A 14,185-nucleotide genomic window follows, 5' to 3' on the forward strand; every position below is an offset into this window, starting at 1 on the left:
TTCCTATCTCCATTTTTTGTTTGGCGGTGGTGTGGTTGCTAAAGACTGCTTTTAGGTTGATAGACGTGGTGGGGGCCCCCGTGGGGGGGCCCCCGGCGCCCCGCTGCGGGTTGTGGGGGGTTGGTCGCGCAGTTCCCCCCAGCCTTCGGCCGGGGGGACCCCAGCGCCCCTATGGGGCGCGTTTCAGTGGGCGCTTCCCGCGACGGCCGGAGGGAGTTCGACCTCCACGCCGGGGTCGCCCGCGTCCGCCGTGTAGTCCTGGGGCTCGGTCTCGTCGATGCCCTCCGGGGCCTTCAGGGCCCGCAGGGCGAAGGTCAGGACCACCGTCACCACCACGTTCATGACGAACGCCGTGAGGCCGATGTAGCCGATCTCGCCGATGCCGGGGATCTCCTTCGAGGAGCCGCCGAAGTGCTTCTGGGTGGGAGAGGCCACGCCGTACGCGGCGACCGTGCCGTACACCATGCCGACCGCCCAGCCCGCCAGCAGCGCCCAGCGGTGGAACCAGCGGGTGAACAGGCCGCCGACCAGGGCCGGGAAGGTCTGCAGGATCCAGATGCCGCCGAGGAGCTGGAAGTTGATGGCGACCGTCTTGTCCATGGTGAGGACGAAGACCAGCGCGCCGACCTTCACCAGCAGGGACACCAGCTTGGACACCTGGGCCTCCTGCTTCGGCGTGGCGTCCGGCTTGATGAAGTCCCGGTAGATGTTGCGGGTGAAGAGGTTCGCGGCCGCGATGGACATGATGGCCGCCGGGACCAGGGCGCCGATGCCGATCGCCGCGAAGGCGACCCCGGCGAACCAGTCCGGGAACATGTTCTCGAACAACTGGGGGATGGCCAGCTGGCCGTTGGTGACCTTGACGCCGGCCGCGATGGCCATGAAGCCCAGCAGGGCGAGCAGGCCCAGCATGAGGGAGTACAGCGGCAGGATCGTGGTGTTGCGCCGGATCACCTCACGGCTCTTGGAGGAGAGCGTCGCGGTGACCGAGTGCGGGTACATGAACAGGGCCAGCGCGGAGCCCAGTGCCAGAGTGGCGTACGTCCACTGGCCGGCCTCGGCCGGGACCAGCGCGCCGCGCGGCTTGCCGGTCGCCGGGTTGGTCTGGGCGAACGCGGCGCCCGCCTTGGCGAAGATGTCGTCGAAGCCGCCCAGTTTGATCGGGATGTAGATGATCGCCACCGCGATGACGAGGTAGATCAGCGTGTCCTTCACGAAGGCGATCAGGGCGGGGGCCCGCAGGCCGGAGGAGTAGGTGTAGGCCGCGAGCACACCGAAGGCGATGAGGAGCGGGAGGTCCTTCACGAACCAGTTGGTGCCGTCGCTGCCGCCGACACCCATCACGTCGAGCACCGCCTGGATGCCCACGAGCTGCAGCGCGATGTACGGCATCGTCGCCAGGATGCCGGTCAGCGCCACGGCCAGCGACAGGCCCCGGGAGCCGAAGCGGCCGCGCACGAAGTCCGAGGTGGTCACATAGCCGTGCTTGTGCGAGACCGACCACAGACGCGGCAGGAACGTGAAGATCAGCGGGTAGACCAGGATCGTGTACGGCACCGCGAAGAAGCCCGCCGCGCCCGCCGCGTAGATCGCCGCCGGTACGGCGACGAAGGTGTACGCCGTGTACAGGTCGCCGCCGAGCAGGAACCAGGTGATCCAGGTTCCGAACGACCGGCCGCCGAGGCCCCATTCGTCGAGGGAGTGCTCGTTCTCGGCCTTGCGCCAGCGGGCGGCCCAGAAGCCGACGGCCGTGACGGCCAGGAAGAAGAAGAGGAAGACGCCGAGCGCGACGCCGTTCACACCGTCCTTCACCGCTGCACACCCCCGTCCGTGCTCGGGGCGGCCTTGCGGGCGCGCTGGTCCCGCTGCCACAGCTGGTGGGCGATCACCGTGAGCGCGGTGGAGAGCAGCACCCACAGCATCTGGTACCAGTAGAAGAACGGGATCCCGATGAACTCCGGGTCCGTCCTGGCGTACGAGCCCACCCACAGCATGCCCACGAAGGGCGCTGCCAGGCACAGGGCGATGACGACGCGCAGCGGCGTCACCGCCGCCGCTCTGGTCACATCGGACGCATCTGACATCTCGCGGCTCCGTCCCCTCACCGACCGCACGGCGATCGCCGTTGTGTTCACCTGTGTAATGCGCAGGCAATCATGGCGAACGCGTGGGGTCAGCGGAAGACCTCCTCGGCGTATCGGTATGTCGATTCCGTGGAGAAGGGTGACGCGCCGTCAGGCAGAGGGTGGCCGAGGGGCCTCAGTCCGTGGGCCGCTTGAGCCGCGCGACGAACTTGTAGCGGTCGCCGCGGTACACCGAGCGCACCCATTCCACCGGCTGGCCCTCGTGGTCCAGGGAATGCCGGGAGAGCATCAGCATCGGCAGGCCCACGTCGGTGCCGAGCAGGCCGGCCTCGCGCGGGGTGGCCAGCGAGGTCTCGATGGTCTCCTCGGCCTCGGCGAGGTGGATGTCGTACACCTCTGCGAGGGCGGTGTAGAGGGACGTGTACTTGACCAGGGAGCGGCGCAGGGCCGGAAAGCGCTTCGCGCTCAGGTGGGTGGTCTCGATCGCCATCGGCTCGCCGTTGGCCATGCGCAGCCGCTCGATGCGCAGCACCCGGCCGCCGGCGCTGATGTCGAGCAGGCCGGCGAGCCGGTCGTCGGCGGTGATGTAACCGATGTCCAGCAGCTGCGAGGTCGGCTCCAGTCCCTGGGCGCGCATGTCCTCGGTGTACGAGGTGAGCTGGAGCGCCTGGGAGACCTTGGGCTTGGCGACGAAGGTGCCCTTGCCCTGGATCCGCTCCAGGCGGCCCTCCACCACCAGCTCCTGGAGTGCCTGGCGGACGGTGGTGCGGGAGGTGTCGAACTCGGCGGCCAGGGTGCGCTCTGGCGGGACCGGGGTGCCGGGGGCCTGTGTCTCGGTCATGTCGAGCAGGTGCTTCTTCAGGCGGTAGTACTTGGGCACGCGCGCGGTACGGACGGCTGTCCCGCTCTCGTTCTCCGCACTGCTGACGTCGGTGCTCATGCTCCGCCTTCCCGGCTCCGGTGCTGCTGGCCTCGTGGCACGGCAGCGTACCGGGATTCGCCCTGCACGCTGCGTGATCCCCTCTGTATACCGTCGCGGAGTGATCTGGTCTAGTCCATAGCTCAAGTGGTCTACCGGAATTGTCTCGTCCACGCCCCGGCTTTTCGAGGGGTTCTTACTTAAAGGTTCCTGCATATGTAGGTCCCATAACGGCTGGTCGGAGCCTATTCGACCGCCCTTGACAGGCCTGGTGGTCTGGGCCAAGCTTCCCGCACTGGTCTACACCATTGGTCCAGGTCCCGGCCCAACGCTCGTGCGGGGAGGCAGGGGGGTTTGTGGCATCCCTGAGGAGGGTGGCGTGACGCGCAAGCTGATAGCCGCGATTGGTATCGCGGGCATGGTCTTCTCCATCGCGGCGTGTGGCAGCGACAACAAGGACGACAACAAGTCCCAGGGCTCGGACGCCAAGGAGCTGACCGTCTGGCTCACGGTGGACGCGCAGAACAACTGGCCGAACCTGGTCAAGGCCGCCGACGCCGCCGTGCAGAAGAAGCACCCCGGCGTCAAGATCAAGCACGAGTACTACGGCTGGCCGGACAAGAACACCAAGCTGGACGCCGTCCTCGCCACGGACAAGGCCCCCGACGTGGTCGAGATGGGCAACACCGAGATGCTCGGCTACATGGTCAAGGGCGCCTTCGCCCCCGTCGATGCCTCCCAGTTCACCAGCTCCGACCAGTGGCTGGACGGTCTCAAGGCCTCCGTGACCTACCAGGGCAAGACCTACGGTGTGCCGTACTACGCCGGTGGCCGGGTCGCCAACTGGCGCAAGGACATCGCCGCCTCGGCCGGCATCAAGACCACGCCGAAGACCTACGCCGAGCTGACCGCCGACCTGGACAAGATCCAGAAGAAGGAGGGCGACAAGTTCAGCGCCTGGTACCAGCCCACCCGTGACTGGTACGCGGCCATGTCCTTCGTCTACGACGCCGGCGGCTCCATCGCCGTGGAGAACGGCGGCAAGTGGCAGGGCAACCTCTCCTCGGCCGAGTCGGTCAAGGGCCTCACCGAGTTCAAGAACGTCATCGACAAGTACATGCACGGTGACAAGACCAAGGACGAGTCCGACCGGTACATCGTCTACGGCCAGGGCAAGTCGGCCATGATCTTCGGTGCCGCCTGGGAGGGCGCGACCGCGGCCGACCCGAAGAACGACAAGACCGGCGGCAAGCTGAAGAACAACCTCGTCAACTTCGTGATGCCCGGCCCGTCCGGCAAGAACATGCCGGTCTTCCTGGGCGGCTCGGACCTCGCCATCCCGGTGAAGTCCAAGGCGCAGGCCCTCGCCGCCGAGTGGATCAACGCGTTCACCGGCCCGTCCGGCCAGAAGGGCCTGATGGCCAAGGGCAACCTGCCCAACAACAAGACCGACCTCGCGACGCTGAAGAGCGACCCGGCGACCGCGGTGCCGGCCGAGGCGGCCGCGTCCAACTGGTTCGTGCCGATGGCGCCGGGCTGGGGCCAGGTCGAGAAGGCGCAGGTGCTGCAGAACATGCTGCAGAACATCGGCACCGGCAAGGAGACGGTCCAGGCGGCGGCCAAGGAGGCCGACGCGGCGATCGACAAGGTCATCAACAGCACCAACTAGTGGCCTGCGGCCGGGCCTGGCCGACGGGGGTCAGGTCCGGCCGAGAGGTGACGCCGGAAAGTGCCGCATCAGGCCGGTGGGCTGGTCCCGGTTGGTTGTGGCTGGTCGCGCAGTTCCTCCCCCCGGCCTTCGGCCGGGGGGACCCCCAGCGCCCCCGAGGGTGCGCAGCTGCAGGCCTCTCTCGATCTGCTTGAGGAGCGCACGATGAGTGCCGTTGAAACGACCACACCCGCCAAGGTGCCGGCACCGCCACCGGACTTCCCGCACAGACCACGGGTGAACCGGCGCTCCGGCGGACCCGCCGTGCCCTGGCTGTTGCTCGCGCCCTGCCTGGCGATCCTCGGGCTCGTCCTCGGCTATCCCCTCTATCGGCTGGTCACGCTCTCCTTCCAGGAGTTCGGGCAGTCCCAGCTCTGGGGGTTCAAGCCGGCCGAGTGGGTCGGGTTCGGGAACTTCTCCAAGGTGCTGGGCGACAGCGAGTTCTGGCAGGTCGTGCTGCGCACGATCGTCTTCGCCGTCGGCTGCGTGGTCTTCACCATGGTGGTCGGCATGCTCATCGCCCTGCTGCTGCAGCGCGTCTCCGGCTGGGTGAAGACGCTGGTCAACATCGTGCTGGTGGCCAGCTGGGGCATGCCCGTCATCGTCGCCACCACGCTCTTCAAGTGGCTGTTCGACTCCGACTACGGCATCCTCAACGCCCTGCTCAGCAAAGTCCCGGGCGTCGAGATGATCGGCCACAACTGGTTCGCCAGCGGACCCCAGGGGCTCGCGGTGATCATGCTGCTGGTGGTCTGGGGGGCCGTGCCCTTCGTGGTCATCACGCTGAGCGCCGGTCTGACCCAGGTCCCCAAGGAACTGGAGGAGGCGGCCCGGCTCGACGGCGCGGGCGCCTGGGGCGTGTTCCGCTACGTCACCCTCCCCATCCTCAAACCGATCATCGTGATGCTCACGACGCTGTCGGTCATCTGGGACATGGGCGTCTTCCCGCAGGTCTTCGTGATGCGCGGCGGCCACCCCGAGCCCGAGTTCCAGCTGCTGACCACCTACTCCTACGACCGCGCCTTCGTGGTCAACGACTACGGACAGGGGTCCGCGATCGCCCTGCTCACCGTGCTCCTCCTGCTCGGCGTCGTCGCCGTGTACATGCGCCAGATGCTGAAGATCGGAGAGGTCGAATGAGCACCGTCGCCACCCCCGGCCCCACCACCCCCGGCCCCGCCGCCCCGGGCCGCCCCGCCGCCGGCCCCAGGAAGTCGAAGGCCGGCTGGAACCTCCTGGGCCTGCTCGTCTTCCTCGTCGCCGGCTTCCCCGTCTACTGGATGGTCAACACGGCGTTCAAGCCGGCGAAGGACGCCATCGACCCGGACCCGAGCCTGCTGCCCACCGGCATCACCCTGTCCAACTTCCGCCGCGCGCTGGACATCGCCGACTTCTGGGGCCCGGTCGGCCGCAGCCTGATCGTCTCCCTCTCGGTCGTCGCGATCGGCATGGTCATCGGCCTGCTGGCGGCCCTCGCCATCTCCCGGTTCGCCTTCCGCGGCCGCAAGGTCGTGATCGTCGGCATCCTCGCCGTCCAGATGGTCCCACTGGTCGCCATGATCATCCCGGTCTTCCTGCTCCTCAACGACCTGGACCAGTACGACAAACTCAGCGGCCTGATCATCACCTACCTGACCTTCATCCTGCCCTTCACCGTGTGGACCCTGCGCGGCTTCATCGTCAACATCCCGAAGGAGCTGGAGGAGGCCGCCATGGTGGACGGCTGCTCCCGTACCGGCGCCTTCGTCCGCGTGGTCTTCCCGCTGCTCGCCCCCGGCATGGTCGCCACCTCGGTCTACGCCTTCATCCAGGCCTGGAACGAGTACCTCTACGCCCTGATGCTGCTCAGTCAGGAGCACCAGACCGCGACCGTCTGGCTCGCCAACTTCTCCACGAAGCACGGCACCGAATACGCCCCGATGATGGCCGGCGCCACGATGATGGCCGTGCCGATCGTCGTCCTCTTCCTCCTCGTCCAGCGCAAGATGGCCGCGGGCCTCACCGCGGGCGCCGTGAAGGGATAACCCCATCCGATGACGACATTCGCCAGCGGTACGGCTGCGTTCGATTCGAAAGACCGAATCACCCGCGACGCGCTGACCGTCCTGCAGCCGGGCTTCACCGGCACCACCGCCCCCGACTGGCTGCTGCGCCGGCTCGGCGAAGGCCTCGCCTCCGTGGGCGTGTTCGGCCGCAACATCGTCTCGGCCGAGCAACTCGCGGCACTCACCGCGCAGTTGCGTGCCGAGCGGGACGACGTCCTGGTGGCGGTCGACGAGGAGGGCGGTGACGTCACCCGCCTTGAGGTGCGCACCGGCTCCTCCTTCCCCGGCAACCACGCCCTCGGCGCCGTCGACGACCCGGAGCTGACCCGGCAGGTCGCCCTCGAACTGGGCCGCCGTCTCGCCGCCTGCGGGGTGAACTTCAACTGGGCCCCGTCCGCCGACGTGAACTCCAACTCCGCCAACCCGGTCATCGGCGTCCGCTCCTTCGGCGCCGACCAGGAGCTGGTCGCCCGCCACACCGCGGCCTACGTCACCGGCCTCCAGGCGGCCGGGGTGGCCGCCTGCACCAAGCACTTCCCGGGCCACGGCGACACGGCCGTCGACTCCCACCTCGCGGTGCCCCGCATCGACGCGACCGCCGACCTCCTGCACGCCCGCGAGCTGGTCCCGTTCCGCGCCGCCATCGCCGCCGGCACCCGCGCGGTGATGAGCGCGCACATCCTGGTCCCGGCCCTGGACCCGTCCCGGCCGGGGACGCTGTCCCACCGCGTCCTGACCGACCTGCTCCGCGGCGAACTCGGCTACGACGGCCTGATCGTCACCGACGGCATCGAGATGCAGGCCATCGCCGCGACCTACGGCATCGAACACGGCACCGTCCTGGCGGTCGCCGCCGGAGCCGACGCGATCTGCGTGGGCGGCGGCCTCTCGGACGACGAGACGGTACGGCGGCTGCGGGACGCCCTGGTCGCGGCGGTCCGCTCCGGCGAACTTCCCGAGGAGCGCCTGGCCGACGCGGCGCGGCGGGTACGGGAGCTGGCGAGCTGGACCTCCACGGCGCCCGTGGCCCACCCGGACCCCGCCCGCACGGACATCGGCCTCGTCGCGGCCCGGCGCGCGCTCCATGTGACGCGCGTCGACCCGTACCTGCCGCCGACCGAGCCCCTCTTCGTCGCCTCCCTCACCCCCGAGACCAACATCGCGGTGGGCACGGAGACCCCCTGGGGCGTCTCGGCCGAGCTGGCCCGCCTGCTGCCCGGTACCGAGAGCGGCAGTTTCGCGGGTGAGGACGCGGGTCACGCGGCGATCGTGGCGGCGGGGGAGCGCCGGGTCGTCGCGGTGGTACGCGACGAACACCGTCATCCCTGGATGAGCCGGGCTCTGGACACGCTGCTCACGGCCCGCCCCGACACGATCGTGGTGGAGATGGGCCTGCCCCAGACCGCGCCCCGGGGCGCCCTGCACATCGCGACCCACGGCGCGGCACGGGTGTGCGGGGTGGCGGCGGCCGAGGTCATCGCGGGCGTCAGCGCGTAGGGGGTCCCCCTGGGGGTGGTCCTCGGCCCCGGCACGGTCACCGGGCCGGGGACCGCACGCCGAACCACTGCTCGGCGCCCCACGCGTGGAACCGCTCCAGCTCGGTGAACCCCAGCTTCGCCGCGAGGCGCATGGAGCGGAGGTTGGCGGTCTGGGTGTAGAGCACCACCGGTTCGCCGGGAAGCGCGTCGGAGAACCAGTCGAGGGCCGCCGCGCAGGCCTCGGCGGCGTACCCGTGTCCCCATGCGGGAGGCAGGAACAGGTAACCGAGCGCGGTGTCCCCGGCCGCCCGACGGTCCGGCGAACGCTCGGGTTCGTGCGGGTCGAGCTGGACGGTGCCGATCGCCGCGCCGTCGAGCTCGACCACGAAGAAGCCGGGGCGCTGCCCGGGCACCTCGGGCACCGTGCGTTCGAGCTCGTCACGCGGCTGGGGCCCACCGAGGTAGGTACTCACCTCGGGTGACGCGTTCAGCTCGATGACCAGCGCACGGTCCGGTGCCGCACAGGCACGCAGGACGAGTCGCTCTGTCTTGATCGGGTCAGGCGGCCAGACGTCGTTTCCCAGGACAGTCATGCCCGGCAACCTACCGCTCCCGTTCTCCCTCCGGGCCGGCCCACCACAGCCTTCAGCCCGCGACGAAACCGGAAACGGCAGGTCCGGCCGACCTCAGATCCCCTGCCAGTCCGGCTTGTTGGCGAAGGTGTACCGGAAGTAGTCCGCGAACTTCAGCTTCGACGCGGCACCCTCGTCCACGACGACCGTCGCATGCGGATGCAGTTGCAGCGCCGACGCCGGGCACACCGCGGCGACCGGTCCCTCCACCGTCGCCGCGACCGCGTCGGCCTTGCCCTCACCCGTGGCCAGCAGCACCAGATGCCGCGCCTCCAGGATCGTCCCGATGCCCTGGGTGATGACGTGGTGCGGCACCTGCGCGATGTCCCCGTCGAAGAACCGCGCGTTGTCGATCCGCGTCTGCTCGGTCAGCGTCTTGATCCGCGTCCGCGAGGCCAGTGACGAGCACGGCTCGTTGAACCCGATGTGCCCGTCGGTCCCGATCCCGAGCAGCTGCAGATCCACGCCCCCGGCCCGCGCCAGCTCCGCGTCGTAGGCCTGGCAGGCGGCCCGTACGTCCTCGGCCGCGCCGTCGGGGCCGAGGAACGCCTCCATCCCGATCCCGAGCGGCTCCAGCACCTCGCGGCGCAGCACCGACCGGTACGACTCCGGATGCTCGGCCGGCAGCCCCACGTATTCGTCGAGCTGGGCTATGCGCACCCGGGAGGTGTCCACGGCACCGGCGCGGACCTTGGCGGTGAGCGCCTGGTACACGGGCAGCGGGGTCGAGCCGGTGGCCACTCCGAGCAGCGCGTCCGGCTTCTGCCCGATCAGCTGCGCGATGGCCTCGGCGATCAGCTCGCCACCCGCGGCGGCGTCCGGGACGATGACAACTTCCACGCTGGGCCTGCCGTTCTCAAGAGGGCTGGAGGGTGGTCTGAACGGTCTATGTGGTTTAGACCAATCGGACGGGATCAAATCTAACAGAACCGACCCCTGTCCCCGCAGGTCGGACGCAGAGAAAGTGCAGAGAAAGGGGACATGCGCGAGGTTACGCGAATGCGTCAGACGGGGTGAATGGGGGAGAACTTCCCCGGCTCGCCGCGACGCCCTCGCCGAGCCCCGGAAAATTGCCCCGGGCTTCCGGCCCCACGACCCCCTCCGGGGGGCTACGCTGCGGTCGGATCACCTGTGAACTGCCTCCAACGCATGGACACACACCGTGGTCTAGTCCACAATTGCGTACGAGTGCTGAATGGTCACGGCACCCGTCGTACCGCACAGCCACGCTCTTCCGTCTTCCCCGCACAGGAAGGCGGACCGAGGAACCGGAGCTCTCTGCCCTGACTGCCCCGGCTCCTCGCCTTCGGCCGACCGGGACCGCACACCCCACGGCCGTTGCTGCTCCGGGCTGCGGTGCCGGGAGGGTTGAGGGTCCCTCTCAGGCGCCGCGGCCCGCGGGTGTCTCCGGGCCCGCACGCCTCCTCCCCGCCGGCTTCGCGGCCCGCTGTTTTTCGGCCATCCACATACCGCCAGGTACGCTCACAGACGTGCCCTCCATGAACGAGCTGGTCCGCCAGCACACCGCCCTCGACGACTCCGACCTGGAGTGGCTCCACCTGCTGGTCTCGGAGTGGCAGCTGCTCTCCGATCTCTCCTTCGCCGACCTGGTCCTGTGGGTTCCCACCCGGGACGGCACCCGGTACGTCTCGGTGGCGCAGATGCGCCCCAACACCGGCCCCACCTCGTACCAGGACGACATGGTCGGCCACCTGGTCCCGCGCGGCCGCCGGCCCATGCTGGACATCGCCCTGGACGAGGGCCGGATCGTCCGCGAGGGCGACCCGGAGTGGCGCGAGGAGGTCCCCGTACGGGTCGAGTCCATCCCGGTGCGGCGCGAGGGCCGGGTCCTCGGGGTCATCGCCCGCAACACCAACCTGCTGACCGTGCGCACCCCGAGCCGCCTTGAGCTCACCTACCTGCAGAGCGCCTCCGACCTGGCGCAGATGATCGCCGCCGGATCGTTTCCCTTCCCGAACCAGCAGGTCGACATGGACGCCTCGCCACGGGTCGGCGACGGCCTGATCCGGGTGGACGGCGACGGCATCGTCCAGTACGCCTCCCCGAACGCCCTCTCCGCCTACCACCGCCTCGGTCTCGCCGCCGACCTGCTCGGCCACCACCTCGGCCAGACCACCGCCGAACTCGCCCCGACCAAGGGGCCGGTGGACGAGGCGCTCGCCAAACTCGCCAGCGGCTGGGCGCCGCGCGAGTTCGAGATCGAGTCGGAGGACGGCGTCATCCAGTTCCGGGCGATCCCGCTCAAGCCCAAGGGCACCCGCATCGGTTCCCTGGTGCTGCTCCGGGACGTCACCGAACTGCGCCGCCGCGAGCGCGAGTTGATCACCAAGGACGCGACCATCCGGGAGATCCACCACCGGGTGAAGAACAACCTCCAGACGGTCGCCGCGCTGCTGCGGCTCCAGGCCCGGCGCATCGAGTCCGAGCGCGGCCGGGAGGCCCTGGAGGAGGCGGTCCGGCGGGTCGGCTCGATCGCCATCGTGCATGAGACGCTGTCCCAGAACCTGGACGAGCGCGTGGAGTTCGACGAGATCGCGGACCGGGTGCTCGCCATGGTCGCCGAGATCTCGCCCGGGAAGGTCACCGGCCGGCGCACCGGCCGCTTCGGGATACTCGACGCCGAGGTCGCCACCCCGCTGTCGATGGTTCTCACCGAGATCCTGCAGAACGCCCTCGAACACGGCTTCCGCGAGGGCGACACGGGCACCGTCGAGGTCACGGCGGTCCGCGGCGGCACCACCAAGGAGGCCCGGCTGCTCGTCACCGTCCAGGACGACGGCGTGGGCCTGCCCGAGGGCTTCGACCCGCAGCGCTCCGGCAACCTCGGTCTGCAGATCGTACGGACGCTGGTGGAGGGCGAGTTGGGCGGCACCTTCGACATGGTGCCGGCGCCGGAGCGGGGGACCCGGGTGATCCTCGACGTGCCGGTGCGCCCGCAGAAGTGACGCGGACCGGGGCGCCGGGTACAGCAAAGAGCCCCGGACCTGGTGGGTCCGGGGCTGCTCGCTCGTTGCTGCTCTTACTGCTAAGCGCATCGGGGTACTGCGCGCTGCGGCTCGGGGGCGGGAGATGCGCACTCGCTGTGCGCGCCGCCAAGCTCAGGCTGTCACCAGGGGTGGGACTGTCAGGCGGTGGCCTGACGGGCCCGGTTGCGGGCGGCACGGCGCTTCATCGCGCGACGCTCGTCCTCGCTGAGACCACCCCAGACGCCGGAGTCCTGACCGGACTCGAGCGCCCACTGCAGACACTGATCCATGACGGGGCAGCGACGGCAGACGGCCTTGGCTTCCTCGATCTGCAGCAGCGCAGGACCGGTGTTGCCGATGGGGAAGAAGAGCTCGGGGTCTTCCTCGCGGCAAACGGCGTTGTGACGCCAGTCCATGGCTGCTACCTCTCCTTGGTATTACATGCACGTTGCTTGTGAATGTGAACGCTTTCACGAATCCCTCAACAAGTGAAGGGCCGACCGCCAGGTTCCCTGGCAGGGGTCCTGTGAGTTGAAGGGGATTCCGGCGATCAGTGGAGGCCGGTCTTGCGGGCCGTCCCGATCGCCACGTAGAGCCTCGCAAACCTCAGCGGCGGATACAACCCCTTCCGGAAAGTTTTTTTTGATTCCTCGGTGTCGACTGGGTCACAGCCGTACTTCCATGGGGTGGATCCTGGCCTAAACGTTCGAGTGAAAGGACTTTAGCCCGTTCCGCTCACACAATCACACGCAGTGCACTGCGTACGCCTGTGAACGTCACGCTCGTACGCAGTCCTAGGTGGTCGCCGTCCATCTGGAGGGGGAGGGGCACCTTCGAATGCAAGGTGAACTGGTCCAGGTCGTGCAGCGACACCGCATGCCTGCCGTGGGGTCCGCGCTCGGGGGACGAAGTGAGCAACTGTGTGCCATATCGGGCAGCCGCGGCGGTCGACAGGCGGCTGAGACCGAGCACGTCGATGCCCTTATCGAACGAGGCCTTAGGTGACGTGTACATCGGGCGATTGCCGAGATACGTCCAGGGTGAGGTGTTCGAGACTATCGCCACGACGAGGTCGTCGATCGGGTCGGCGCCGGGCCGCTCCAGCCTGATCGTGCCGTGCCGTCGGTGCTGCTCGCCCAGGAACTGCCGGACCACCTGGCGCACGTACAGCGCGTGCGTGGATTTCTTACCGCGTTCACGCTGCTGCTCCACCCGGCCGACCACGCCGGCGTCGAAACCGAGCCCGGCGTTGAAGGTGAACCAGCGGGCCGGGACGGCCTCGTCCTCGGTGCCGGGCGTGCCGGCGGTCAGGCCGAGGCCGACGAGGCGCTCGCGTTTCTTGCGCAGCGCGTCCAGCAGGTCGCCGGTGGCCTCGACCGGGTCGTTGGGCAGGCCGAGGGCGCGGGCGAAGACATTGGTCGAGCCGCCGGGGACCACGGCGAGGCCGGGCAGCCGGTGCGGGTCGGGGCCGTTGTGGAGGAGACCGTTGACCACCTCGTTGACCGTGCCGTCGCCGCCGAGCGCCACGACGAGGTCGATGTCGTCGCTCTCCGCCGCGAGCCGCGCCAGGTCGCGGGCGTGGCCGCGGTACTCGGTGGTGACCGCCTCCAGCTTCACCTCACTGGCGAGCGCGTGGATGAGGACGTCGCGCCTACGTGCGCTTGTGGTGGTTGCCGCCGGATTGACCACGAGAAGTGCACGCATGGATTGCAGCGTACCTACTGGAAAGTACCGATCCCAGACCGAGTTAGGGATCCGGTAAGAGACAGGGGCGTGAGCCTGAACACGTACGGGTGTCGGCCGAGGGCTACCCTGCTGGGGTGAGTGAAGCACCTACGGCTGAGAAGACCGACGGATTCGAGGCGCCCCGTCCGCCGCGGCTGACGTACGCCGCCGCGCTGGTCGGGCTGGAAGGGCTCGCGCTGTCGGTCGCGGGGGCGTGGAGGATCGTGCTCGGCCTCATCGGATCGGCGGACAAACCCGGCCAGGCCGTGTCTCTCGGCGTCGTCTTCGTCGTGCTGGCGCTGCTGCCCCTGCTGGCGGCGCGCGGGCTCCTGCTGCGGAAGAGCTGGAGCCGGGGACCGGCGGTGATCACGCAGCTGATGGCTCTCCTGGTCGCCTACGACCTCCTGCAGGTCAACAGCGTGTTGATTCCCCTGGGGATCGCTCTCGCCGTGGTCGCGGTGGCTTCGCTGGTGCTGCTGGTGAACTCCGCCACCACCCAGGCCCTCGGGATCAAAGGGCCTGGTCGTAGCTGATCCGCGGGCCGGTGGGGGCTGATCGCGCAGTTCCTCCCCCAGCCTTCCGCCGGGGTGCCCCCAGCGCCCCTTCC

The 14,185-nt window shown here is 69.2% G+C and carries 13 protein-coding genes; 6 read left to right on the forward strand and 7 right to left on the reverse strand.

Translation table 11 applies throughout. The features are described from left to right. Positions 1-183 precede the first annotated feature (183 nt). The 3 genes from mctP to AB0M11_RS23010 form a co-directional block, all read right to left on the reverse strand. On the reverse strand, positions 184-1,812 hold the full coding sequence (gene mctP / locus AB0M11_RS23000; protein ID WP_365708328.1) for a monocarboxylate uptake permease MctP: 1,629 nt from the start codon (positions 1,810-1,812) through the stop codon (positions 184-186). Next, complete coding sequence (locus AB0M11_RS23005) at positions 1,809-2,084, reverse strand: DUF3311 domain-containing protein (RefSeq protein ID WP_365708331.1); 276 nt, start codon at positions 2,082-2,084, stop codon at positions 1,809-1,811. Before AB0M11_RS23005 ends, mctP begins: the two co-directional genes overlap by 4 nt. 175 nt (positions 2,085-2,259) lie before the next feature. After that, positions 2,260-3,024, reverse strand: coding sequence for a GntR family transcriptional regulator (locus AB0M11_RS23010; RefSeq protein WP_365708333.1), 765 nt, complete (start codon positions 3,022-3,024; stop codon positions 2,260-2,262). 358 nt (positions 3,025-3,382) lie between these two features. On the opposite strand from AB0M11_RS23010, the gene AB0M11_RS23015 reads away from it, so the two are divergent. The 4 genes from AB0M11_RS23015 (at position 3,383) to AB0M11_RS23030 (ending at position 8,253) form a co-directional block, all read left to right on the forward strand. Further along, positions 3,383-4,672 carry an extracellular solute-binding protein gene (locus AB0M11_RS23015; protein ID WP_365708335.1) on the forward strand — a complete coding sequence of 430 codons (1,290 nt, stop codon included), beginning with the start codon at positions 3,383-3,385 and terminating at the stop codon, positions 4,670-4,672. Positions 4,673-4,876: 204 nt separating this feature from the next. Continuing rightward, positions 4,877-5,851 carry a sugar ABC transporter permease gene (locus AB0M11_RS23020; RefSeq protein WP_365708337.1) on the forward strand — a complete coding sequence of 325 codons (975 nt, stop codon included), beginning with the start codon at positions 4,877-4,879 and terminating at the stop codon, positions 5,849-5,851. After that, a complete protein-coding gene (locus AB0M11_RS23025) occupies positions 5,848-6,735 on the forward strand; it encodes a carbohydrate ABC transporter permease (RefSeq protein ID WP_365708340.1) in 888 nt (295 codons plus the stop codon). Before AB0M11_RS23020 ends, AB0M11_RS23025 begins: the two co-directional genes overlap by 4 nt. A gap of 9 nt (positions 6,736-6,744) precedes the next feature. After that, positions 6,745-8,253: a glycoside hydrolase family 3 protein gene (locus tag AB0M11_RS23030; RefSeq protein ID WP_365708342.1), complete on the forward strand. Its 1,509-nt coding sequence runs from the start codon at positions 6,745-6,747 to the stop codon at positions 8,251-8,253. 37 nt (positions 8,254-8,290) lie between these two features. Here AB0M11_RS23030 and AB0M11_RS23035 read toward each other — a convergent pair whose 3' ends face one another. Both AB0M11_RS23035 and nagB read right to left on the reverse strand, forming a co-directional pair. Further along, positions 8,291-8,827, reverse strand: a complete 537-nt coding sequence (locus AB0M11_RS23035) for a GNAT family N-acetyltransferase (protein WP_365708344.1) — start codon at positions 8,825-8,827, stop codon at positions 8,291-8,293. A 93-nt stretch (positions 8,828-8,920) separates the two neighbouring features. Continuing rightward, positions 8,921-9,706 carry a glucosamine-6-phosphate deaminase gene (gene nagB, locus AB0M11_RS23040; RefSeq protein WP_365708346.1) on the reverse strand — a complete coding sequence of 262 codons (786 nt, stop codon included), beginning with the start codon at positions 9,704-9,706 and terminating at the stop codon, positions 8,921-8,923. Between the two features lie 659 nt (positions 9,707-10,365). Between nagB and AB0M11_RS23045 the strand changes: the two genes are divergently transcribed. Beyond that, positions 10,366-11,832, forward strand: coding sequence for a PAS domain-containing sensor histidine kinase (locus AB0M11_RS23045; protein WP_365708450.1), 1,467 nt, complete (start codon positions 10,366-10,368; stop codon positions 11,830-11,832). A gap of 179 nt (positions 11,833-12,011) precedes the next feature. Here AB0M11_RS23045 and AB0M11_RS23050 read toward each other — a convergent pair whose 3' ends face one another. After that, positions 12,012-12,269 (reverse strand): WhiB family transcriptional regulator, encoded by a 258-nt coding sequence (locus AB0M11_RS23050; RefSeq protein WP_010353616.1) that lies wholly within the window; start codon positions 12,267-12,269, stop codon positions 12,012-12,014. Positions 12,270-12,588: 319 nt separating this feature from the next. Next, positions 12,589-13,557 (reverse strand): diacylglycerol kinase family protein, encoded by a 969-nt coding sequence (locus AB0M11_RS23055; RefSeq protein WP_365708348.1) that lies wholly within the window; start codon positions 13,555-13,557, stop codon positions 12,589-12,591. A 116-nt stretch (positions 13,558-13,673) separates the two neighbouring features. Here AB0M11_RS23055 and AB0M11_RS23060 point away from each other — a divergent pair, with 116 nt between their 5' ends. Further along, entirely contained in the window at positions 13,674-14,111 is a 438-nt protein-coding gene (locus tag AB0M11_RS23060; RefSeq protein WP_365708350.1) for a hypothetical protein, read from the forward strand. The last annotated feature ends 74 nt before the right edge of the window (positions 14,112-14,185 follow it).

Source organism: Streptomyces sp. NPDC051987, from assembly GCF_040680735.1.
Taxonomy (GTDB): Bacteria; Actinomycetota; Actinomycetes; order Streptomycetales; family Streptomycetaceae; genus Streptomyces.

Coding starts and splice junctions, on each gene's coding strand:
- AB0M11_RS23055 (WP_365708348.1), bottom strand. CDS start 13,557: ATGCGTGCACTTCTCGTGGTCAATCCGGCGGCAACCACCACAAGCGCA.
- AB0M11_RS23020 (WP_365708337.1), top strand. CDS start 4,877: ATGAGTGCCGTTGAAACGACCACACCCGCCAAGGTGCCGGCACCGCCA.
- AB0M11_RS23045 (WP_365708450.1), top strand. CDS start 10,366: ATGAACGAGCTGGTCCGCCAGCACACCGCCCTCGACGACTCCGACCTG.
- AB0M11_RS23005 (WP_365708331.1), bottom strand. CDS start 2,084: ATGTCAGATGCGTCCGATGTGACCAGAGCGGCGGCGGTGACGCCGCTG.
- AB0M11_RS23035 (WP_365708344.1), bottom strand. CDS start 8,827: ATGACTGTCCTGGGAAACGACGTCTGGCCGCCTGACCCGATCAAGACA.
- AB0M11_RS23025 (WP_365708340.1), top strand. CDS start 5,848: ATGAGCACCGTCGCCACCCCCGGCCCCACCACCCCCGGCCCCGCCGCC.
- AB0M11_RS23010 (WP_365708333.1), bottom strand. CDS start 3,024: ATGAGCACCGACGTCAGCAGTGCGGAGAACGAGAGCGGGACAGCCGTC.
- AB0M11_RS23030 (WP_365708342.1), top strand. CDS start 6,745: ATGACGACATTCGCCAGCGGTACGGCTGCGTTCGATTCGAAAGACCGA.
- AB0M11_RS23050 (WP_010353616.1), bottom strand. CDS start 12,269: ATGGACTGGCGTCACAACGCCGTTTGCCGCGAGGAAGACCCCGAGCTC.